General features: G+C 65.6%; 20 protein-coding genes and 1 pseudogene. 8 read left to right on the top strand and 13 right to left on the bottom strand.

What is annotated here, in order from left to right:
- Positions 1-113: 113 nt before the first annotated feature.
- Positions 114-593 (bottom strand): flavodoxin, encoded by a 480-nt coding sequence (locus JS531_RS08190; RefSeq protein ID WP_214314951.1) that lies wholly within the window; start codon positions 591-593, stop codon positions 114-116.
- Between the two features lie 182 nt (positions 594-775).
- Here JS531_RS08190 and JS531_RS08185 point away from each other — a divergent pair, with 182 nt between their 5' ends.
- Complete coding sequence (locus tag JS531_RS08185) at positions 776-973, top strand: hypothetical protein (RefSeq protein ID WP_214314948.1); 198 nt, start codon at positions 776-778, stop codon at positions 971-973.
- A 1,099-nt stretch (positions 974-2,072) separates the two neighbouring features.
- Positions 2,073-2,207 (top strand): hypothetical protein, encoded by a 135-nt coding sequence (locus tag JS531_RS11270; protein WP_276313209.1) that lies wholly within the window; start codon positions 2,073-2,075, stop codon positions 2,205-2,207.
- A gap of 47 nt (positions 2,208-2,254) precedes the next feature.
- On the opposite strand, the gene JS531_RS08180 is transcribed toward JS531_RS11270, so the two are convergent.
- Positions 2,255-2,614, bottom strand: a complete 360-nt coding sequence (locus JS531_RS08180) for a cupin domain-containing protein (protein WP_214314946.1) — start codon at positions 2,612-2,614, stop codon at positions 2,255-2,257.
- A 134-nt stretch (positions 2,615-2,748) separates the two neighbouring features.
- Complete coding sequence (locus JS531_RS08175; protein WP_240542117.1) at positions 2,749-3,558, bottom strand: methyltransferase domain-containing protein; 810 nt, start codon at positions 3,556-3,558, stop codon at positions 2,749-2,751.
- A gap of 136 nt (positions 3,559-3,694) precedes the next feature.
- On the opposite strand from JS531_RS08175, the gene JS531_RS08170 reads away from it, so the two are divergent.
- The 3 genes from JS531_RS08170 to JS531_RS08160 are packed head-to-tail and all read left to right on the top strand — an operon-like array spanning position 3,695 to position 4,915.
- Positions 3,695-4,030, top strand: coding sequence for an NAD(P)H-dependent oxidoreductase (locus JS531_RS08170; RefSeq protein ID WP_214314942.1), 336 nt, complete (start codon positions 3,695-3,697; stop codon positions 4,028-4,030).
- Positions 4,031-4,072: 42 nt separating this feature from the next.
- Positions 4,073-4,309, top strand: a complete 237-nt coding sequence (locus JS531_RS08165) for a hypothetical protein (RefSeq protein WP_214314940.1) — start codon at positions 4,073-4,075, stop codon at positions 4,307-4,309.
- Positions 4,310-4,366: 57 nt separating this feature from the next.
- On the top strand, positions 4,367-4,915 hold the full coding sequence (locus JS531_RS08160) for an NAD(P)H-dependent oxidoreductase (protein WP_214314937.1): 549 nt from the start codon (positions 4,367-4,369) through the stop codon (positions 4,913-4,915).
- Positions 4,916-4,992: 77 nt separating this feature from the next.
- On the opposite strand, the gene JS531_RS08155 is transcribed toward JS531_RS08160, so the two are convergent.
- The gene (locus JS531_RS08155) at positions 4,993-6,402 is read right to left on the bottom strand and encodes an MFS transporter (RefSeq protein ID WP_214314936.1); all 1,410 of its coding nucleotides are present in this window, start codon (positions 6,400-6,402) and stop codon (positions 4,993-4,995) included.
- A gap of 413 nt (positions 6,403-6,815) precedes the next feature.
- Between JS531_RS08155 and JS531_RS08150 the strand changes: the two genes are divergently transcribed.
- On the top strand, positions 6,816-7,340 hold the full coding sequence (locus tag JS531_RS08150; RefSeq protein WP_214314934.1) for an NAD(P)H-dependent oxidoreductase: 525 nt from the start codon (positions 6,816-6,818) through the stop codon (positions 7,338-7,340).
- A gap of 192 nt (positions 7,341-7,532) precedes the next feature.
- Here the strand turns inward: JS531_RS08150 and JS531_RS08145 are convergent.
- From JS531_RS08145 to JS531_RS08125, 5 genes and pseudogenes are all read right to left on the bottom strand, one after another.
- Positions 7,533-7,850, bottom strand: a pseudogene (locus JS531_RS08145) (two pore domain potassium channel family protein); the annotation flags it as partial.
- A 9-nt stretch (positions 7,851-7,859) separates the two neighbouring features.
- Positions 7,860-8,573: a GNAT family N-acetyltransferase gene (locus JS531_RS08140; RefSeq protein WP_240542116.1), complete on the bottom strand. Its 714-nt coding sequence runs from the start codon at positions 8,571-8,573 to the stop codon at positions 7,860-7,862.
- Positions 8,574-8,600: 27 nt separating this feature from the next.
- Positions 8,601-9,902 carry an MFS transporter gene (locus JS531_RS08135; protein ID WP_240542125.1) on the bottom strand — a complete coding sequence of 434 codons (1,302 nt, stop codon included), beginning with the start codon at positions 9,900-9,902 and terminating at the stop codon, positions 8,601-8,603.
- 300 nt (positions 9,903-10,202) lie between these two features.
- Positions 10,203-11,168: an L-lactate dehydrogenase gene (locus JS531_RS08130; protein ID WP_214314928.1), complete on the bottom strand. Its 966-nt coding sequence runs from the start codon at positions 11,166-11,168 to the stop codon at positions 10,203-10,205.
- 63 nt (positions 11,169-11,231) lie between these two features.
- Positions 11,232-12,077, bottom strand: a complete 846-nt coding sequence (locus JS531_RS08125; protein ID WP_240542115.1) for a methyltransferase domain-containing protein — start codon at positions 12,075-12,077, stop codon at positions 11,232-11,234.
- A 121-nt stretch (positions 12,078-12,198) separates the two neighbouring features.
- Here JS531_RS08125 and JS531_RS08120 point away from each other — a divergent pair, with 121 nt between their 5' ends.
- Positions 12,199-12,762, top strand: coding sequence for a DUF3592 domain-containing protein (locus tag JS531_RS08120; protein WP_214314926.1), 564 nt, complete (start codon positions 12,199-12,201; stop codon positions 12,760-12,762).
- A gap of 30 nt (positions 12,763-12,792) precedes the next feature.
- Here the strand turns inward: JS531_RS08120 and uidA are convergent, their stop codons facing one another.
- Positions 12,793-14,628, bottom strand: coding sequence for a beta-glucuronidase (gene uidA / locus JS531_RS08115; RefSeq protein ID WP_214314924.1), 1,836 nt, complete (start codon positions 14,626-14,628; stop codon positions 12,793-12,795).
- 104 nt (positions 14,629-14,732) lie between these two features.
- Complete coding sequence (locus tag JS531_RS08110) at positions 14,733-16,136, bottom strand: MFS transporter (RefSeq protein WP_240542114.1); 1,404 nt, start codon at positions 16,134-16,136, stop codon at positions 14,733-14,735.
- 262 nt (positions 16,137-16,398) lie between these two features.
- Between JS531_RS08110 and JS531_RS08105 the strand changes: the two genes are divergently transcribed.
- A complete protein-coding gene (locus JS531_RS08105; RefSeq protein WP_214314920.1) occupies positions 16,399-17,727 on the top strand; it encodes a serpin family protein in 1,329 nt (442 codons plus the stop codon).
- Between the two features lie 38 nt (positions 17,728-17,765).
- Here JS531_RS08105 and JS531_RS08100 read toward each other — a convergent pair whose 3' ends face one another.
- Together JS531_RS08100 and JS531_RS08095 are read right to left on the bottom strand one after the other, a co-directional pair.
- Positions 17,766-18,791: a HAMP domain-containing sensor histidine kinase gene (locus JS531_RS08100; protein ID WP_214314918.1), complete on the bottom strand. Its 1,026-nt coding sequence runs from the start codon at positions 18,789-18,791 to the stop codon at positions 17,766-17,768.
- 17 nt (positions 18,792-18,808) lie between these two features.
- Positions 18,809-19,573, bottom strand: a complete 765-nt coding sequence (locus tag JS531_RS08095; protein WP_214314916.1) for a response regulator transcription factor — start codon at positions 19,571-19,573, stop codon at positions 18,809-18,811.
- Between the last annotated feature and the right edge of the window lie 101 nt (positions 19,574-19,674).

Raw genomic sequence — 19,674 nt, 5'->3', positions numbered from 1 at the left:
GTGACCCATATCGCTATCTTTCGCGCGATGCCGGCCACCGGACCTGCGCGTTCGTCCGTTGGGTCATTATTCGAATGCGATGCCGTATGCCGCCTTCCGGCCGTCCTTCGTCATCACAGGTTCAGACCGTCGACCCACTTGACGAGTTTGGCCTCGCTTTCGGAGGCGGCGATGCGGCGACCCGGCACCCAGTGCGCGGTTGGCGCTGAATCATGCAGCTGCACGCCGTCGGCGCCGCGCGTGCTGGAACCGGACGTGGCGAACGTCACGATGGTCTTGCCCGCCCAGTCCTCGCTTTCGAGGAACGTGCGCACCACGCGCGGCGCGGTCTCCCACCACAGCGGGTAGCCGACGAACACCACGTCGTAGGGCTTCACGTCGATCGGCCCGACGAGCGCCGGGCGCATGTCGCGATGCGCGTGCTCCACGCTGGAACGGCTGGAGGCGTCGCGCCAGTCGACGTCGGCGGCCGTGTAGGGCTGGGCCGGCACAATCTCCTTGAGATCCGCGCCGATGGCGTGCGCGAGGCGTTCGGCCACGCCGCGCGTGGTGCCGGTGGCGGAGAAATAGGTGACGAGCATACGCTTGCCCATGATGGTTCCTTTCCCTCTGAGGACTATGTCCGCGCTCCACGGGCCTCGAATATGAAAGGCCCGTGGCCCTATTCCGTATTACACCGCGACCACACTGTGATGACCAATAGTGTCGTTCGATGTCCTGCCATGCGTCGCGGGCATGGGGTTCGTATTCCCGGCCGGCCTATACGATGGCGCGTATGCAGTTGACGGTGAAACGGTTCGAGGAATTGAGCGTGGCGGAACTCTACGAGATCTACCGGGTGCGCGTGGTGGTGTTCGTGGTGGAGCAGCGGTGCACCTATCAGGAGGTGGATGAGGCGGACCGGCATTGCTGGCATGTGTTCCTGCATGACGAGGACGGCATCCCCCACATCGGCATGATGTGGCGGGCGTAGCAGTCGGCAGTGACCGTGTATGACGTACGAAACCTCAATCCCGATTCGGCGCGTGCATCCAGACGCAATACCGTCGCGCCGCGATTAGACCACGGCACACCGCCCGAAAGCAGTCAGGCAGCAGCGAATTCGCGAATCAATGCGTGACGCACAATCGCGTCAGCCGACACACCGCGTCGCTTCGCCACGGAATCCAACATCGCTGACATGTCCGTGCTAAGCGAAAACGTTCGGCTCACTGAATCAGCCGGCGAAACATCGGACACCGGACCTGAAAACACCAGGTCTGGCGCACCGGTCGACGCATACTCAGCCAGATAGGCATTAAATCATGCCCAGCAGATTGACGCCCCTGCTTTGGGCCACAGTCGCAGCCGCGGCGTAAGCCGGCAGACTCTCAATCATCGTCATAGCACATCACCTTCCACCAGTAGTTTTCCAGTGTATCCCGTTTACCTCGGAACGCACCATAGGTTCATGCCCACGATATGAAGACGCAAAGTGAAGGTAGCTGAAGGGCACGTGCTCGCACGTATGATTGACGTTCGGACCAATGGCAGGCCAGTGTCTGATAAGACACTCCATGTCTACTTGAGAGCGTTAAGGCTTCTACCTATCTTTCGAACCCGTTATTGGCTCTGGGGTCTGAGAAGCTTCCGTTTCATGGTAGTATCTCCCTTGGAAACTATGGCGGCCGCAAATCGTAAGACTTGCGGCCGCGGCTTTTACCCCACCACGGTTATGGTGGGGTCGAAATCTATCAATCGCAACGGGGGTTATCCCCTTCTGACAGGCACCCAGGGGAATAGTGCCTATAGGAACTGCTGCTTACCGTTGATGGCTCATGGGACGAAACACCCGTTATTCCAGATTTACAGTGTTGGATGCCCGTTTCATGGCTGCCTGAACGGGCATCTGACGCTGCAAAGAGCAGATAGCGGGTGTTTGGTACCCCGATTCACGGGAGTGTCTCGGGGTGCGGATGTTTTATCGGACACCGGATTGCCAGTGGCCGGCATCGCATAGGGAGACACCATGGGGCTTGATGCTTCGGCATCATCGGCAGGGAGTTCGACATTGACTGTCGGAGGTGTCCGTCATGAGGACGTTGGCGCTGGTGTTCCATCCGGATCTCGAGGGAGCGTCGCGCGCAAGCAAGGCGTTGGCCGGGGCGGCCCGCGGACTGCCCGTCGACGCGGGTCGGTGCTATCGCGGGACGCTGCTCGCCGAATAACCTGAGATTCCATCTTATCGACGGAAACGCGCCACCTTCCGCCAGCATCAACGCCGCATCATGATGAGCATCATTTTGGACGCTTCCTCCGCGTACACCGCGTGCGGCAGTCGGGTCGGGAAGTGCAGGATGCCGCCCGGCACGAGATCCACGGTTTTGCCGCCGCCGGTGACCTTGAGATGGCCTTCGAGGCATTGCACAAGCACCGGCATGGCGGCGGTGTGCTCGCTCAGCTCCTGCCCCTTGTCGAAGGAGAAGAGCACCACGTTGGCGCCCTCCACCTGCATCACGGTTCGCGAGACGGTTGCCTCGGGCTGTACTTCGACCATCGGTTTCAGGTCATCAATGAATTCCATCACTTCAGCCGTCTTCGGCTCGTTGGCCCCATTCGTCTGTTCGCTCATCATCGAACTCCTTCAGTCCATCGTCATGCCGACATGGCGGCACAGGCCTGCACTGCCAAGTCGGCGCGACATTCATCGCGCGGCGGCCGGTTCACCGTCGCCCATGCCTTTCAAGCGTATCGGATTGCCGGCAGACGCTATCGCCGGCGCGCCACGAACGCGACGCCAGTCAGCATGTCGCCGTACGTGTCGAATACGCGTCGCATCTGCAGCACGCGAGCCCGCAGGTCACGGTGGGTCAGCACATTGCGTACGATCCGCAGCACGCCAGCCACGCCCTCGTCCGCCAGATTGCGACGCATCTTGAGCAAAGCCATCGGCTCGCTGCCGCTCCACAACACTTCGAACCCCTCGGATTCGAGCAACGATCGCCATTCGGCGTCGGTCAGCGGCCTCGCGTTGACTTTGATCGCCCGGGCGAGATCCTTGCGGATTGCATCCTTGACGGATTCTTCAAGATCGTCTGGCGCGAGACCCATCTCATGGATCGCATACAGGCCGCCCTGCTTGAGCAACCGATGCGCTTCGGCGATAATCGCCCGCTTGTCCCGTTCGGATTGCATGGTGAGCATGGCCTCGCCGATCACCGCATCCGCGGAATCGGACGGCAATCCCGTGTCCGCGGCGTCAGCTTGCACGCAAGCGCCGTTTACCGCGGCCGCCAACGGTCCGATGATATCCACCACGCGCCCGTCCCGGTCGACACCGGTATATGCCGAGGGTTCGGCCGCCATGATCAGCCGAGTGGTGCGGCCCAGCCCCGGGGCGAACTCCACCACACGTCGGCCGGCGATCGTCACGTGCGCGAGCATGCGCTTGGTAAGCCGTTCGCCGCCCGGTCTGAGCACCCGTTTGCCGAGTTGGGCCAACACCCAATGTCCCTGCATATGCTCCGCGTCACGATCGGCCTGCGGCAGACGGGATGCCGGAATGTCCGACGCCGTCATGGCATGCTCCGTCCGCCCGTTCATATCATGTTCGTTCATCCGCCCCAGCTTACGGGATATATCCGCCCGCCAACAGACTATTCTTTTGCTGCGGATTGTGATATAAGGCCACTTTGTCTTCCGCATGTTCTTATGGATGGCGCGGACATGCGGGTCCGCGGCGGACGGCATCGTCATCGCCACGCCGACCTATTGGATGCAGTTCTCCGCGCAAATCAAGGCGATGATGGACCGCCTACCGTTCGACGCGCACGACGACCTCGCCGGCAAGAAGTCCGCGCTGCTGGTCGCCGGAGCCAGCCCCGAGGAGGTGCTCGCGAAGAACGTCCTCAGCTACTACGAGATGTGCTTCGGCGAAAGCCTCGGATGGAAGATCAAGGGCTCGGTGATCGCCGCCGGCGTGTTCGCGCCCGGCCAGGTCGCCTCCACCCCGTACCTCGACAAGGCCCGCGAACTCGGCCGCGACTTCTGAACCACACGCTCTGAACGGCATTTCAGAAAAGAACGTCGCATCATGCAGATCGCGCTCATCACCGGCTCGGGTCGCAAGAGCGGCCTCGGCTACGAGACCGCACGCCAGCTCGGCGAGACCGGTTACCACATCATCCTCGCCACACGTCGGCCCGACCGGCGGCTTCTTCCGCGACGGCAGACCCTTGCCGTGGTGACGCGGACTGCGATCGGGAAGATCCGCGTCTCGTCGGCGCGTCCCGTCGGTACGGGCCGACGAGACGCGCGTACGGTACAGTAGTGGCGATACGCGCGGACATTCGTCCGCCGCAGTCATTGACGTCGAAGGAGACACACGATGAAGACCCTGATTCTCGTATTCCACCCCGATCTGAGCCGTTCCCGCGCGAACGCCGCACTTGCGTCGGCCGCACGGCGCCGTCCCACCGACAACGTCACCGTACGCGACGAATACGCGCTCTACCCGGACGGCCATATCGACGTCAAGGCCGAACAGCAGCTCGTGGAGACGCATGACCGCATCGTGCTCCAATTCCCGATGTACTGGTACTCCTCCCCCGCCCTGCTCAAGGAATGGGAGGACAAGGTGCTCGAATTCGGCTGGGCGTACGGCCCGGGCGGCGAGGCGCTCAAGGGCAAGCAGATCATGGTCGCCACCACGGCGGGCGGCCCGGAATCCGAATACGTGGAGGAGGACGACGGCGCCACGATGCGCGAGGTGCTCTCACCTTACCGGATGATGGCCCGCTACACGCACGCCGTCTGGCTGAAGCCGTTCGTCGTCTTCGAATCGATGGAGCTCTCCGACGAGGCGTTGGCCGAAGCCGGACGGCGGTATCAGGAGGCGCTGCTCGCCGAATTGCCGCACGCGTCCACGACCCGATGACGGCGGCGACGCGTGCGCCCGCCGGCCGGACCGATATCCGATGAGCGGGCGCACGTTCCCATCCGTTCGTTGACGGATCACCGCTTTCCGGAAACGCTCCTACGTGACAACGCGAGCACGTACCAGGCGACAGGAAGGGTGAGCAGGCCGCCGGCGACGAACACCCAGACGATCGGAATCACGTCGGCGAGCGGTGCGAACACGAGCATGCCCAACGGCATGCCGAGCGTGGAGAGCATCGTGTCGAGGCCGAAGACGCGACCGGTCATCGACTCGTCGGACTCGGACTGCATGACCGTACGCATCGGGCCGACGCAGACGGCGGAGGCGACGCCGTTGAGCACGTCGATGACCAGATAGACGAGCAGGTTCGGTGCGACGCCGAGGCCGACGACGGTGATGCCGACCATGGCGATGCCGAATGCGATCGCACGCATCTGGGCCAACGCGCCGTTCAGCAGCCTGGGCCCGATCGCGGACATAAGCGCGCCGCCGAGCAACATGCCGACGCTCAACCCCAGCTCGTTGGCGGCGAGCTTGTCCGAAGCGGTCGTAAGATTCACGAATCCGAGGTTCAAGTCGATGCCCTCGTACTCGCGCGTCATGAGCAGCAGCGTCAGGTTCATCGGCGCGACCGACATGAGGCAGGTGAGCGCATCACCCAGCACGGCGCCCTTGAGGTACGGATGCCGCATCGTGTAGACGAAGCCGGCCTTGAGGTCGGCGAACGTGCGTCGCAGCACGGCGAGCGGCAGCGGTTCCGTCGGCGGGGCCGCGGTCGCGTCGGCTTCCGTTCCGGCCTCGCCCGCCGTGGCCTTGGATTTCGCCGGCACGCGGATCAGCGCGACGAAGCCGACGCCGATGACCGCAGTCGTCACGTCGACCAGGAGGATCGACCACAATGGCGCCACATTGACGAGCACGGCGGCGATCGCCGGCGCCGCGATACGGTTCGCCGAACCGATGACGCCGAATATCGAGTTGATGCGCAGAAGCCCCTTCTCCGGAACGACGTCCGGGATGAACGACTGCACGGCCGGCTCCTGTATGCCGGCTCCGGCCGAGCGGACAAGCAGCACCACGAAGATCAGCGACAGGCTCGCCCAGCCGGTCGCGAACGCGACGGACAGCACCACGGTGACGGCCGCGATGACGAGGTCGGGCAGGACGATCAGGGCCTTGCGGTTGTAGCGGTCGGCCATCGGCCCACCAAAGACGGAGACGAGCGCCTGCGGCAGCACACCGAACAGGGTGGCCAACAGCATGGCCGAGCCGGTGCGGGTCTGCAGCACGATCCACCACCAGATGGCGAACTGGACGACGCTGGACCCGAGCAGTGAGAACGCCTGACCGGTGAGCAGCAGCGAGGCGCGGCGCACCCACCCGCGTTCGCGCGGATCGGACGTCGCATCGGTGGCACCGGTCACGCCGTCCACTGGGGCGACGGGAACGGTTCCGGCATGGGTTTCCGAAATATTCTGAGACATGGGTATATGTGTTCCTGTTTCCATTCGCACGCGCCGGGAAGGATGGACGGACACGCCCACCATCCGTATGATTGCGCGGCATCGATGTACATACGACGAAATGGGCGTACCCGCTCACAGGCACGCCGGGCCCCCGCATCGGGTCCCCTTCCCCGTCAAATCGCGGGCTTGGACGCGAAACGCGCCATCGTCATCATGCAATACGAACACATGGGGCTCGACTGTAGGCCTCGGGATGGACGTGACGGCCAAGGCGAACCGCCGCCCGCTGTTCGCTGTTCGCTGTTCGCCGAGAACGTAGTCGACGACAAGACGGCGCATCTTCTGCGACGATGGTATCGAACGACAAAATCACTCGTTTCGAGATATTCCATATCGAAGCGAACCGGACCATACAGCAAGGAGACAACACTATGAAGAAGACGCTGGTGCTCGTGTTCCACCCGTCCCTGAACGGCCAGTCCCACGTCAACAAGGCGCTCGCCAAGGCCGCCGAAGGACTGGACAACGTGACCGTGCGCGACGAGTACGCGCTCTACCCGGACGGCCGCATCGACGTCAAGGCCGAGCAGGCGGCGGTCGAGGCCGCCGACCGCGTCGTGTTCCAGTTCCCGCTCTACTGGTTCTCCTCCCCCGCCCTGCTCAAGGAGTGGGAGGACGAGGTGCTCGAGCACGGCTGGGCGTACGGCTCCGAAGGCCATGCGTTCGAGGGCAAGGAGTTCGCCGTCGCCGTCTCCACCGGCTCGCCGGAGTCGAAGTACCAGCCGGAAGGCGACAACAAGTTCACCATCGACCAGGTGCTCGTCCCGTTCGAAGGCACGGCCAACCACATCAACGCCACGTGGGTCAAGCCGTTCGTCACCTTCGCTTCCTTCGGCATCACTGACGAGGCGCTCGCCAAGGCCGTCGAGGACTACAAGGCTTTCCTGACCAAGTAATTCCCATTCAATCGGTTCCGCAGCAAAGAACGGCTCTCATGGTCCGCCCATGAGAGCCGTTTCGCGTCGAGGGTCCGCCGTTCCCAATCCCCGGGCCACGACGGACCATCGCGCCGCCGTTTGGCCGTGACGCATCTACCGGTCGCGCGACGCGAGCTCCTCGCGCAGGGCGGCGACAGCCGCGGTGAGCTCGCGCACCGCCATGCCGGAGGTGCGGTTGAGCACGTGGAGCACGGTGAGCAGACGCAGCAGGCGCAGCGGTCTGAGCATGGGCAGGGCGATGGTCGCGAGGGCGAACAGGTTGCGCGTGAACCATCGCCACCGGTCTTCGGCGAGCCATAGCGAGACGGCGTAGTCGATGACGAACATGATCCAGATCGCGTTGATGACGGTCTCGCACAGGAGGATGTGCGTGCCGGCGAGGATCTCCCACGAGTAGGCGACGAGGAACATGACGGATAGCGCCATCAGCGGCCATTCCGTCCATCGCTTCCATGCCTTGAGCCTCATGCGACGATTCTACCGGCCGGGGTGGTGTCCGCCACTCCGTGGTTCCCGCACCTCGTCTTCGTAGAGGTAGTACGCGTCGGCGGTGCCGTCGGGGTGTTCCCGTCGTTCCTCGCGGATGCGGGTCAGGCCGCGATGGTCGTAGAAGCCCGCATCGCATGTGGTGTCGGTGAACAGGAAGTACCGGCGTGCGCCTTGCGCGTGGAATCGTCCGATCGCGTGGTCGAACAGCAGGCGTCCCACTCCCTTGCCGCGCATCCGCCCGTCGACGAGGAACAGCACCACTTCCGCGTCGTAGCGTTTTCCGAGCCCGCGCATCAGCCGCCTGTCTACGGCGATCAGGTCGAGCGCGTCGCGGATGCCGCGCCTGCCGTCCGCCGTGAACGGCAGCGGCAACGATTCGCGTATCACGCGGCGGACGTGCCGGTTGAACGGCGTGGATCGCAGGAGCGACGCCTTCGCGTCGACGCGTGCCAGGATCATGCCCACGACCCTGCCGCCGTATACGGCGACGGTCGCGATGGTCGAGCAGGACAGTCCGTGATGCAGGTCGATGGTCGCAAGCCGGCGCGCGCAGTCGTCGCCCATCGCGGGGTCAGCGTACCACATGCGTCGCATCATCGCGATGAGCGCCGGGTGGTCGTCGCGTCGCAGCGGCCGCAACGTCACGCCGACGCTTGGGGGCACGGGAGCCGCGGGAGTCATACGGTCCGCAGGATCATCCATACGCATACGTTCCATTCTTGCATCCGTTCACCGGACGCGCGCCTGTCCGAGCACGTACCAGGCGACGGGCAGGGCGAGCAGGCCGCTGGCCACGAACACCCACGCGATCGGGATCAGGTCGGCGAGCGGCGCGAAGATGAGCATGCCGAGCGGCATGCCGAGCGTGGCGAGCGTCGTGTCGAGGCCGAAGACGCGGCCGACCATCGACGGATCGGATTCGGATTGCATGACGGTGCGCATCGGCGCGGCGCACATGCCCCAGGCGATGCCACACAGGATGTTGATGACGAGGTAGGCGAACAGTCCGGGGGCGAGCCCGAGGCCGATGATCGTGACGCCGACCGCGGCGATGGCGTATGCGGCCACGCGCATGTTGTCGCGGATGACCTTCACGCCGATGGTGGACATGATGAGGCCGCCGAGCAGCATGCCGGCGCTCCAGCTCAGCTCGTTGGCGGCGAGCTTGTCGGAGGCGGTCGTGAGGTTCACGAACCCGAGGTCCAGGTCCAGCCCGTCGTATTCGCGGGTCATAAGCAGGAGCGTCAGGTTCATCGGCGCGACCGCCACGAAACAGGTGAGCGCGTCGCCGAACACCACGCCTTTGAGGCGCGGCTGCCGCATCGTGTAGACGAGGCCTGCCTTGAGATCGGCGAACGCGCGGCGGACGCCGGAGACGAGCGGATTGCCGTCCGTCACGTTCGACGCGGCCGCCGCGGCGGCTTCCCCGCGTCGTTCCGGCACGCGGATGAGCGCGACGAAGCCGACGCCGATGACCGCGGTCGTCACGTCGATGAGCAGGATCGGCCACAGGGGCATCACGTTGATGAGCACGGCGGCGATGGCGGGCGCGACGAGCATGTTGGCCGAGTTGATCATGCCGTAGATCGAGTTGACGCGCAGCAGTCCGCCGGCCGGCGTGATGTCGGGGATGAACGATTGGATGGCGGGCGTCTGCACGCCGCCGCCGGCCGAGCGGATGAACAGGACGACGAACAGGATGGCCAGGTTCGCCCAGCCGTGCGCGAAGGCGAACGACAGCATGACGGTGACGCCGGCGATGATGAGGTCGGGCAGCATGATGAGCGGCTTGCGCCGGTAGCGGTCGGCCATCGACCCGCCGAAGATCGACACGAGGGATTGCGGCATGACGCCGAACAGGGTGGCGAGCAGCATGGACCAGCCGCTTCTCTCCTGCAGTACGATCCACCACCAGAGGGCGTACTGCACGATGTTGGAGCCGAGCAGGGAGAATGCCTGTCCGGTGAGCAGCAGGGCGACGCGACGCGTCCAGCCGAGCTCGCGCGAATCGGGCTGCGGCTCGAAGGGCATGGTCGGTTCAGGGGTATCAGTCATACGGGTGTTCCTTCGCTTCATCGTTCCGCACGGTCGTCCGTTCCGTACCGTGCATGGCATGCATACGGTCGAACCGGCATGCCGCGCCGACCGTCCGTCGTGGACGGTGCGGTGACGGCATGCCGGGACCGTATGTCAGATGAAGCCGGGCGCGTACACCGGGGCGTTGTTGTCCGGCGACGAGGCGCAACACAGGGAACACATGGTTCCAGACATTAGCCGGATTCGCCGACAACGCCGGTCTACGCTACAGTCGCCCGCATCCGCCTAAGTCACCTACAGCCGGTCGGCGATGAGACGGCAGTGGTCGCGCACCACGGCGGCGGACCTATGGAACTTTGCGAGCTCGTCGCCGCTCAGGTGCAGGTCGACGAAGTCGCCCACGCCGTCGCCGTCGAGCGCGACGGGCAGGGAGAGGAACACGTCGCGTTCGCCGTACTCGTATTCGCCATCGATGAGCGTGGACACGGACACGACGCCACGCTCGTTCCACAGAATCATGCGCACCAGACCCGCAACGGTGGCGGCGATGCCGTAGCTGGTGCCGCCGCGCAGGCCCTTGATGTCAAGACCGCGGCGGCGCGTCTCCTCCTCGATGCCGGCGAGCGTGACACCCGGATAGCGCGAACGGTTGTCCTCCAGATACCGTGCGAACGACTTGCCGATGAACGAAACCGTGGACCACGGCACGAACTGGCTGTCGCCATGCTCGCCGATCACGTATCCGGAGACGAGACGCGGGTCGAGGCGCGTGGTCTCGCCGATGATCGTCTTCATACGCGACGTGTCGAGCGCCGCACCCGAGCCAAGCACCTGCGCGCGCGGCAGTCCGGTGCGTCTCCACGCGAACCAGCTGAGCACGTCGACCGGGTTCGACACCATGATCAGGATGCCGTCGAACCCGGAATCCTTGATATGGCGCAGAATCGGATCGACGATGTCGATGGCGGCGCCGAGCTCCTGCATGCGCGTCTCCCCCGGTTTCGGCTTCGGGCCGGCGGTGACGACGACCACATCGGCATGATGGCAGTCCTCCCATCCGCCCGCGCGGATCGTCACGAACCTGCCGAGGAACTCGCTGCCATCGGCCAGATCCATGGCGAGTCCCTCCGCCTTCCGCGGATGATGGTTGACGAGCACGAGCTCGTTGCACAACCCCTGCTGGACGATGGCGCTCGCCACCGCCGCACCGACGCTGCCCGTACCCACGACGACCACGCGGCTTCTGTTCGCGGTGACCATGATGCGGTCTCCCTTCCTTTCGAAATGCTGTGTCGTCTGTTGCGTCGTCGCTGTTCCCGGTTCTCACCGCACGGCGGTGAAGAAGAACCTCGGGAACGGGAAGATGATGCTGCCGTCGGATTGGGTCGGATAGGCCTCGCGCACACGGTTGAAAACCTCGTCCTCGAACGCCGCGCGCGCCGCGTCGTCGGGCAGCGCCTGCAGGTACGGGCGCAGCCCGGTGCCGCGGTACCAGTCCATGATCGCCTCATGCGAGGGCAGCGTGTGCATGTACGTGGTCGTCCACATGCGGAAATGCGCAGCGTGCGCGTGCAGCAGCTCCCAGTATTCGGGCGGCGTGAGGTTGAAGAACTCGCGTGCCTGCGGGAGCTTGTCCGCGTACGCCGGCGAGTGGACGATTCGGGCGATGATGCGATGGATAGGCTCCTCGTAGTTCATCGGCGTCTGCACGGCGAGCGTTCCGCCCAGCTTCAGCAGCCCCAACAGCGAGGAAATGAGATGCGCGTGGTCCGGCACCCATTGAATGCACGCGTTGGAGAACACCACGTCGAAGTCCTGCTCCAGTGCGGCGAGCTCGTCCGGCTTCGACACGTCGCACAGCGCGAAATCGATGTCCGGGTGGGCTTCGCGGGCGGCCGAGACCATCTCGGGGGAGCTGTCCACGCCGAGGATCTCGGCATTCGGGTACCGTTCGCGCAGCACGGCAGTGCTGTTGCCCGGCCCGCAGCCGATGTCGATGAGGTGCGTGGCGGAGCCGTCGTCCGGCGGCAGCTGCATCGCAAGGTCCCGCGACGGCTGCGTGCGTTCCTTCCTGAACCGAAGATACTGCTGTGAATCCCATACGACCATGCGGCTCACGCTAATGCCGCCGCCGCGATGCGTCCACGCCACCATCCGCATTCCGGACATGCGGACGCCGTGCCCGTCGCCATCGCTGGTGCCGGCGCACCGGCACGGTGCGATAATGGTGCATGCCTGCCGGAACCTCCGGTCGGCGACCCGTCGCTTCGAGATCCGAGGAGGGACATCAGTGTCCAGAGACATCACGTGGCGTCAAGCGTTGCTCATCGCCTCCGCCCCCGGCGTGCCGGGATTGATCCTGTTGGTCGTCGGCATCGCTCTGGCGGTGTATGCGAAAAGAACAGCCGCCAGATGCACGGCGGTGACCACGGGCGTCGTCACGGACTACCGGTTCTTCGGCAACGGGGACAACAACGACGGCATCGCCCCGCTGGTCTCCTATCAGGTCGACGGGCGCACCTACACGGTGATGCGCCGGTTCCGCGGCGTCTCCTCGTTGTCGATACGCGCGCCGTGGCTGCCGGACGGCGAGGCGCAATTATGGGTCACGCCCGACGACACGCTCCACGTGCGGGCCAAGGGCGGCCGCTCCATCAACTACGGCAGGGCCGCCAGCCGGCTGTGGCCACTCGGCAGCCCCATGCAGGTGCACTACGACCCGGACAAGCCGTGGCGCGCGTACGCCGAAGTCCGGCACGCCGGCGCCGCGACCACGCTGGCGGTGATTTTCATCGCCGTGGGCGCGAACCTGCTGTTCTTGCTTGCGCCGGCGCTGTTCTTCCTGCTCCCCTAGCGGCAGGGAGGCATCCGGAGAACGCTCCGCCTACATGGTCTCCCAGCGGCGTTTGAGCAGGAACGCGGCGGCCTTGGGCTGCCGGTCGCGCGTGAACACGCCCTTCCGGTTGCCGTCGACACGCATGATGCCCTCGCCGGTCTGGAAGTCGCACAGGTTCCATACCTGTTCGCCGACGACCGCGTCGTACCTGTCGAACACGCGGTGCTGCATCTCCAGGTATTCGCACTGGTATTCCTCGCTCCACTGCACGCTGGGCAGCTTGTGCACGCCGGCCTCGGTGTCCGCGCCGTATTCGGTGAAGACGAACGGCTTGTCCGGTTCGAGCTCCATCCACCGGTCCATCTCGTCGATGAACGCCTTTTCGGCGCCGGCCAGCTGGTATTCGCCCTGCACGTACCAGCCGTAGTAGCGGTTGAGGCAGATGACGTCCGCGAACCGGTGGCAGCGGTCTTTGCCGGCGGCGGCCATCATCAGGTTCGTGTAGGTGAGCGGGCGGTGCTGCGGGTCGAGCGTGCGCGCGGTCGCGAAGATCTCCTCGAAGTACGGGACGGCGGACTCGGCGGCGGAGTCGGGTTCGTTCATCAGGCTCCACATGATGACGCTCGGATGGTTGCGGTCGCGTTCGAACAGTTCGCGCAGCGCCGCCTTGTGCACCGCGAGGGTCCTCTCCTGCACGTCGGGGTCGTCGAAGAAGCCGCGACCCCTGTGCGGATTGGAGTCGTTGGCCGCGTCGATGAAGTTCATGAGGCTGGCCATGAAGCCGACGGCGGCGCATTCGTCGATGACGAGGAATCCTTCGCGGTCGGCCATGCGCAGGTCCTCCTCGCTGTACGGGTAGTGCGAGGTGCGGAAGGAGTTCGCACCGGTCCATTCCATCAGCGCGTAGTCGCGGGCGATGACGGCGAGGTTCTCGCCCCGCCCGTTGACGATGCTGTCCTCGTGACGTCTGAATCCCTTGAGATGGACGGGTTTCCCGTTGACGAGGATGCGCCGTCCCTCGACTTGGACCGTGCGGATGCCGATTTCGTCGTCGTAGCGGTCGATGATGCGGGCCTCGTCGGACGTCGCGTCGTCGACGATGGTGAATTCGATGCGGTACAGGTATGCGGCGCGCACGTTCCAGAGGTGCGCGTCCGTCATGTGCAGCACGCCTTGTCCGCCGGACGCCTGCGCGACCATGACGCCGTCGGCGTCGTAGAGGCGTGCCTCGACCGCGTGCGTGCCGTTCGTCTCCACGTCGTACCGCACGTCGGCGGACCCGTCGTCGTGGATGTCGTACGTGGTGGCGTATCCGGTGACGGCCTCCTTGGGTACGGCGATGAGCCGCACCGGACGTTGGAGCCCCGCGTAGTTGAAGAAGTCGAAGTATGGGCCGTTGATCGGGGTGCCGTCCGGCAGTGTGCCGGTGGTGCCGGCGGGCAGGCTCGTATGGCTGAGTTCGTTGTTCACCCTGACCGCCACATGGTTACGTCCGTTCCAGCGGACGACGTCGTCGATGCGGACCGCGAACGGCGTGAACCCGCCTTCGTGGGAGCCGACGTGCGTGCCGTTGACGAAGACGTCGGCGCGATGGGTGGCGGCGTCGAAGCGCAGGTAGAGGTCCTTGTCTCGCCATTCGCCGGGCACGAGCACGTCGGTCTCGTACCAGAAATCGCCGGCGTATTCGCGCGACGCCTTGTCGGTGACGATGTCGTTGAAGCTGGCGGGTACGGGCATGGGTCTCGGATCGGGCAGGCCGTCCTTCGGCCATCCGTTCCGCTCCCCCTCGCCCGCGGGGTCGAACCGGAACCCCCACATGCCGTCCATGTCCTGGATGCGCCGTGTGGCGGTCACACGCGGATACAGCAGTGCGCCATCGGTCATCGTCCTGCCTCCTTCGGAATCGTCGGACCATTCCCGCGGCACAACTGTACGCCGTCGCCACGCCCGGGCAGCATCCCGCCCCAGCGACGGGGGCGGGACGCCGGTCACCGTTCCCGCCAGCGCAGGAGCTCGAAGGCGAGGACGTAGGCGAGCAGGAGCGCGGAGGCGAGGAACACGACGCGCAGCGCCACGTCGAGGGAGGGCAGGAACGTGGCGACGACGCCGAACACGGCCACGCCGATCGCGCCGCCGACCTGGCGGAACGTGTTGAACATGGCGGAGGCGATGCCGGCCTGCGCGGCGTCGACGGAGTGCAGGACCACGCCGGCAGCGGCGGGCGTGGTGATGGCCGCCCCGAATCCGACGACGCTCAGCCCCGTGGCCACGACCCACACCGGGATCGGCGCGGGGGTGAGGAATTCGAACAGGAACCCGACGATCATGATCGACAGTCCCAGCGTGATCGAGAATCTTGCGCCGCGCGCGGTGATGATACGCCCGCCGAACAGGTTGCCGAAGATCGTGACGAACGCGGAGGGCACGAACACGAGCCCGGCCGCGAACGCGCCCATGTGCCGTTCGTTCTGCAGGAACATCGTGCAGATGAACACCATGCCGTACCAGTTGAAGATCATGATGAATCCGATCTGCAACGCGACCTGCATGCCGCGCACGTGGAAGAGCCCAAGCGGCATCATCGGGGCGACGACCTTCGTCTGCGAGTACGCGAACGCGACGAGCGCGACGAACCCCACGCCGAGCAGTGCGAGGGTCGCGGGCGCGCCCGCCCCGATCGAACCGACCTCGATGATGCCGGCGACGAGCGCGGCCAGGCCGATCAGCGCCAGCGTCTGGCCCACCCAATCGAATCGGATGGGGCGGCGCGGCGAGGTCGCGATGCGTGGCGCGAGCGCAAGGATGAGCAGGCAGAACGGCACGTTGATTGCGAACACGAGACTCCAGTGGATCGGCGTGAGGAGTCCCCCGAGCAACGGTCCCACGGCGGAGGCGGAGGCGCCGCCCGCACCCCATAGGGCAAGCGCCCATGCGCGGCGGCGCGGGTCCGGGTTCGCCTCGTTGATCAGGGACATGGAGGCCGGCAGGATCAGCGCCGAGGCGACGCCGAGCAGGCAGCGGCCAACGACGAGCGCCGCCATCGACCATGCGAACGAGCAGAACAGCGAGGCCCAGCCGAACAGCGCGGCGCCGACGAGGAACACGCGCTTGGCGCCGAACCGGTCGGCGAGGCTGCCGGCGAGCAGCAGCAGGGCCGCGAACAGCAGCGTGTACCCGTCGACGACCCACTGCTGGACGGCCATGTCGCCGCCGAGGTCGGCTGCGATGGTGGGCAAAGCGACGTTGACGATGAGCACATCCATGCCCGCGAGGAACGAGGCAACGGATGCGGCGACGGTGACCGCCGCCGAGGCCCGCCCCTGCCGCGCCTCGGCGATCCGGGAGACCGAAGAAGCAGAAGAAGCCGGAAGTGATGTCGGAGTCGATGCCATACCTGTCGCCATTTCCTTTGCATGTAATCCATTCGTTCCATGAACCGACAGTCATGATAGGCCTGCGGCTGTCCGCAGGATTGACGTCCGTACCTGATTCTGGTTTACAGCGCATGAACCAATGGTTCACACATCGGACATAGGGGCAACGGGAGGACCGTATGCACGACATCCTGGAAGGGTCTTCCGCACGCTGATACGATGGAAGTCGACAGCCGCACATCGACGTGCGCGCGTCGACCCATCGGTGAAGGAGGACGTCATGTCCACGCAACTCGACCGCAAGACGCCCGCCGGCCGCACACGCAATCGCAGGGCGTTCTCGAGAAAGGCCCGCACCATCGTCGCCGCCACGGTGACCGTCGTCGTGGCGCTTGGCGCGGGCTTCGGCGCATGGTGGCATTTCGGCGACGGAAGGACCACGATCATGACCATGCTCAAACCGGCCGCGACGCCCGCCACCGAACGTATCGCCGCCTCCGTCACGGATTTCGCCTACTCCTCCGCGCCCGGATTCCTCGCGAAGACGAACGGCGACGCGCACGGCAACGTCAACTACTCCCCCACGTCGCTGTGGATGGCGCTGGCGCTGGCCGCGCAGGGCTCGGACGGCGCCACACGCGGCCAACTGGACGAGGCGCTGGGCTCCGCGAAATTCACCGATGACGACTACCGTTCCCTGATACGCTCCGTCAACGGACGGTACGACGATTCGAAGTCGACGATGGAGCTCCACGACTCCGTCTGGATCGACAAGGAATACCGGCTCATGGATTCCTACGAGAACGCCGCGAAGGACACGTTCGACGCCGAGGTCAACTCGCTCGACATGGACCGGCATGCGGCGGAACGGATGGGCCGCTGGGTCGCGGACAACACCCACGGCATGCTCAGGCCGGACATCGAGCTCGACGAGGACACCATCCTGACGATCATCGACACCGTGTACGCGGACGGCCGCTGGGAGAGCCCGTTCGAACCGGAAGACACGATGGACGACACGTTCCACGGCGTCACGGACGAGTCCGAAGTGCCGATGATGATGCGGTCGTTCGACGGGCTCGACTACGCCGAAGCCTCTGACGGCTCGTGGCGGCGCGCGTCGATCCCGTTCGACAACGGCGGGGCGCTCACGATCCTCCTGCCGGAACGTGCGGCCTTCGACGAGATCGCAGGCGACCCCGACCTGCTGCGCGAGGCGATGACGGCGGACGCCGCACAGGCGGAGGTGGCCATGACGCTGCCGCGTTTCACCGTCGACGGCACGTTCGCGTCGGATACGATCATGGGCGTTCTGCGCGGTCTCGGCGTCGAGGATGCGTTCTCCTCCGACGACGCTGATTTCTCCCGCATGGTCGAACAGGACGGGCTGCCCGGCAATCCGTTCATCGGCGAGGTCATCCAGGGCACGCGCATCGAGGTGAACGAGCATGGCGCGAAGACGGCGGCGTTCACGCAGATGAATGTGGACGCCGCAGGCGCTCCCGCGGAGGAGAAGTGGGTCGATTTCACCGTGGACCGTCCGTTCCTCTACGAGCTGTCCACACCGGACGGCGTCCCGTTGTTCGTCGGCGCCGTACGCAACCTGTGACGCCACCGGGCGTCACGCCCGCCACATGGCGAAGGACGTCACGACGTCAACGGCAGCGTGAGCCGCATCGTGGTGCCGTTCGCGGACGTGGATTCGACGTCGAGCGTTCCGCCGTAGCGGTTCGCCACGTCGCGCGCCAAAGCGAGTCCCAGACCGTAGCCCTGATGGGCGGTGCCGTCGTCGTCGCGCGCGAACCGGCGGAACAGCCGCTCGGGGTTCCCGCCGATGCCGGTGCCGTGGTCGCTCACGCGGATGACGGCGTCGCCGCGGTGGTGGTAGCCGAGCGAGACGGTGACGCGTGTGCCGTCGGGCGCGTGCGCGACGGCGTTGTCCAATACGGCGACGAGGCAGCGTGAAAGCCCCACGGCGTTGCCGCGCACGATGAGATGCGCGGGGTCGCCGTCGACGTGCGTGTCGATGGTGACGCCGCGCTTGTCGGCGAGCGGGCGGACCGCGTCGACGGATTGGTCGACGACGCCGGCGAGCGACACCGGTTCGGCGTCGACGGCGCCTCGGGCGGCGACGAGCAGGTCGGTGATGATCGCGTTCATGCGGTCCACGTCGCCTCTGAGGTCGGCGAGCGGCGCGTCGATGGGTTGGCCGTGTGCGCGCCGGAAGTCGATGAGGTCGATGCGTGTGGCGATGACGGCGAGCGGCGTCTTGAGCTCGTGGCTGGCGTCGGCGACGAAGTCCTTCTGCAGTTCGAACGCGTGTTCGAGCGGCGCGACCTCCTTGCGCGAATAGTATCGGCCGACGAGCGCGACCGCGGCGACGACGCCGAGCACGAACAGGACGGTGAAGCCGATGGCCTTACGCGTGTCGATGACCATCATGCCGGAGCCGAATTGTTCGGTGACGCTCATGGCGTTCGGGTCGAGGCCGCGTTCGGTGAATTCGTGGCGCGATCCGAGCAGCACGCCTAGGATGTACAGGATGCCGCCGACGACGGTGATGACGGCCATCGCGACGGTCATGCGCAGGCTGATGAGTCCGGCGACATGTCCGCCTCCGGCGATGCGGCCGACGTGCGCCGTTCCGGCCCCGTCGTTCCCATGCTTCTTCATGATGCGTTTCTCCCGTCTCATCCGCGTGGGTCGCCGATGCGGTAGCCGCGGCCGCGCACGGTGTCGATGATGCGGCGCGTGGTCTTGCCGCGCACGTACGAGACGTACACGTCGACGGCGCCGATGTCGCTGCCATCGGAGAACGCGGCGCGCAGGATCTCCTCGCGCGGGAACACGTGGTCGGGCGAGGAGGCGAGCGTGGCGAGCAGTTTCGTTTCGGTTTCGGTCAGGGGCGTGGACCGTCCCTCCGGATCCTCGATGAGATTGCCGCCGGGTTTGAGCAGCCAGTCGCCGATCATGATGGATGAGGCCTGCGCGTGGAAGCCACGCAGGAGGGCGCGCAGCCGGGCCTCGAGTTCGGCGAAGTGGAACGGTTTGGTCAGGTAGTCGTTGGCGCCGGCGTCGAGTCCGTCGACGATGTCGTCGACTTCGGCGAGCGCGGTGAGCATGAGCGCGGGCGTGGTGACGCCGGCGGCGCGCAGGCGTCTGACCAGGTCGAGGCCGTCGCCGTCGGGCAGGCGACGGTCGACGACGAGCGCGTCGTAGCGGTTCGACGACAGCAGGTCGCGCGCCTCCCCTTCCGTTTGCGCCCAGTCGACGCGATGGTCGGCGCCGAGCATTTCGGTGGTCATCGCCCCGAGGCTCGGATCGTCCTCGACGAACAGGACCGCGGGCAGTAGCAGGCGTTCGGGGTCCGTCACGGCATGGGAGGCCATGTCTCCCGCCATGCCGTTTCCTGCCGTGCGGTCCGTGTCGGCGTCAGCGGCCTTCCGTATCGTCATCGTCGTCTCCTCGTCCGTTCACGGCGCCATCGCACCTGTTCCTACGGTTATATCAGACCTCCGAACCGCTAAGGCCGCGCTAAGAAACGCTCGGGGATTGG

This window comes from Bifidobacterium sp. CP2, from assembly GCF_018555635.1.
GTDB classification, from domain to species: domain Bacteria; phylum Actinomycetota; class Actinomycetes; order Actinomycetales; family Bifidobacteriaceae; genus Bifidobacterium; species Bifidobacterium saguinibicoloris.
Note: the sequence above shows the minus strand (reverse complement) of the source record. Positions and strands in the feature narration are given on the sequence as shown.

Coding starts and splice junctions, on each gene's coding strand:
- JS531_RS08190 (WP_214314951.1), bottom strand. CDS start 593: ATGGGCAAGCGTATGCTCGTCACCTATTTCTCCGCCACCGGCACCACG.
- JS531_RS08185 (WP_214314948.1), top strand. CDS start 776: ATGCAGTTGACGGTGAAACGGTTCGAGGAATTGAGCGTGGCGGAACTC.
- JS531_RS11270 (WP_276313209.1), top strand. CDS start 2,073: ATGAGGACGTTGGCGCTGGTGTTCCATCCGGATCTCGAGGGAGCGTCG.
- JS531_RS08180 (WP_214314946.1), bottom strand. CDS start 2,614: ATGATGAGCGAACAGACGAATGGGGCCAACGAGCCGAAGACGGCTGAA.
- JS531_RS08175 (WP_240542117.1), bottom strand. CDS start 3,558: ATGACGGCGTCGGACATTCCGGCATCCCGTCTGCCGCAGGCCGATCGT.
- JS531_RS08170 (WP_214314942.1), top strand. CDS start 3,695: ATGGCGCGGACATGCGGGTCCGCGGCGGACGGCATCGTCATCGCCACG.
- JS531_RS08165 (WP_214314940.1), top strand. CDS start 4,073: ATGCAGATCGCGCTCATCACCGGCTCGGGTCGCAAGAGCGGCCTCGGC.
- JS531_RS08160 (WP_214314937.1), top strand. CDS start 4,367: ATGAAGACCCTGATTCTCGTATTCCACCCCGATCTGAGCCGTTCCCGC.
- JS531_RS08155 (WP_214314936.1), bottom strand. CDS start 6,402: ATGTCTCAGAATATTTCGGAAACCCATGCCGGAACCGTTCCCGTCGCC.
- JS531_RS08150 (WP_214314934.1), top strand. CDS start 6,816: ATGAAGAAGACGCTGGTGCTCGTGTTCCACCCGTCCCTGAACGGCCAG.
- JS531_RS08140 (WP_240542116.1), bottom strand. CDS start 8,573: ATGGATGATCCTGCGGACCGTATGACTCCCGCGGCTCCCGTGCCCCCA.
- JS531_RS08135 (WP_240542125.1), bottom strand. CDS start 9,902: ATGCCCTTCGAGCCGCAGCCCGATTCGCGCGAGCTCGGCTGGACGCGT.
- JS531_RS08130 (WP_214314928.1), bottom strand. CDS start 11,168: ATGGTCACCGCGAACAGAAGCCGCGTGGTCGTCGTGGGTACGGGCAGC.
- JS531_RS08125 (WP_240542115.1), bottom strand. CDS start 12,077: ATGTCCGGAATGCGGATGGTGGCGTGGACGCATCGCGGCGGCGGCATT.
- uidA (WP_214314924.1), bottom strand. CDS start 14,628: ATGACCGATGGCGCACTGCTGTATCCGCGTGTGACCGCCACACGGCGC.
- JS531_RS08110 (WP_240542114.1), bottom strand. CDS start 16,136: ATGGCATCGACTCCGACATCACTTCCGGCTTCTTCTGCTTCTTCGGTC.
- JS531_RS08105 (WP_214314920.1), top strand. CDS start 16,399: ATGTCCACGCAACTCGACCGCAAGACGCCCGCCGGCCGCACACGCAAT.
- JS531_RS08100 (WP_214314918.1), bottom strand. CDS start 18,791: ATGAAGAAGCATGGGAACGACGGGGCCGGAACGGCGCACGTCGGCCGC.
- JS531_RS08095 (WP_214314916.1), bottom strand. CDS start 19,573: ATGACGATACGGAAGGCCGCTGACGCCGACACGGACCGCACGGCAGGA.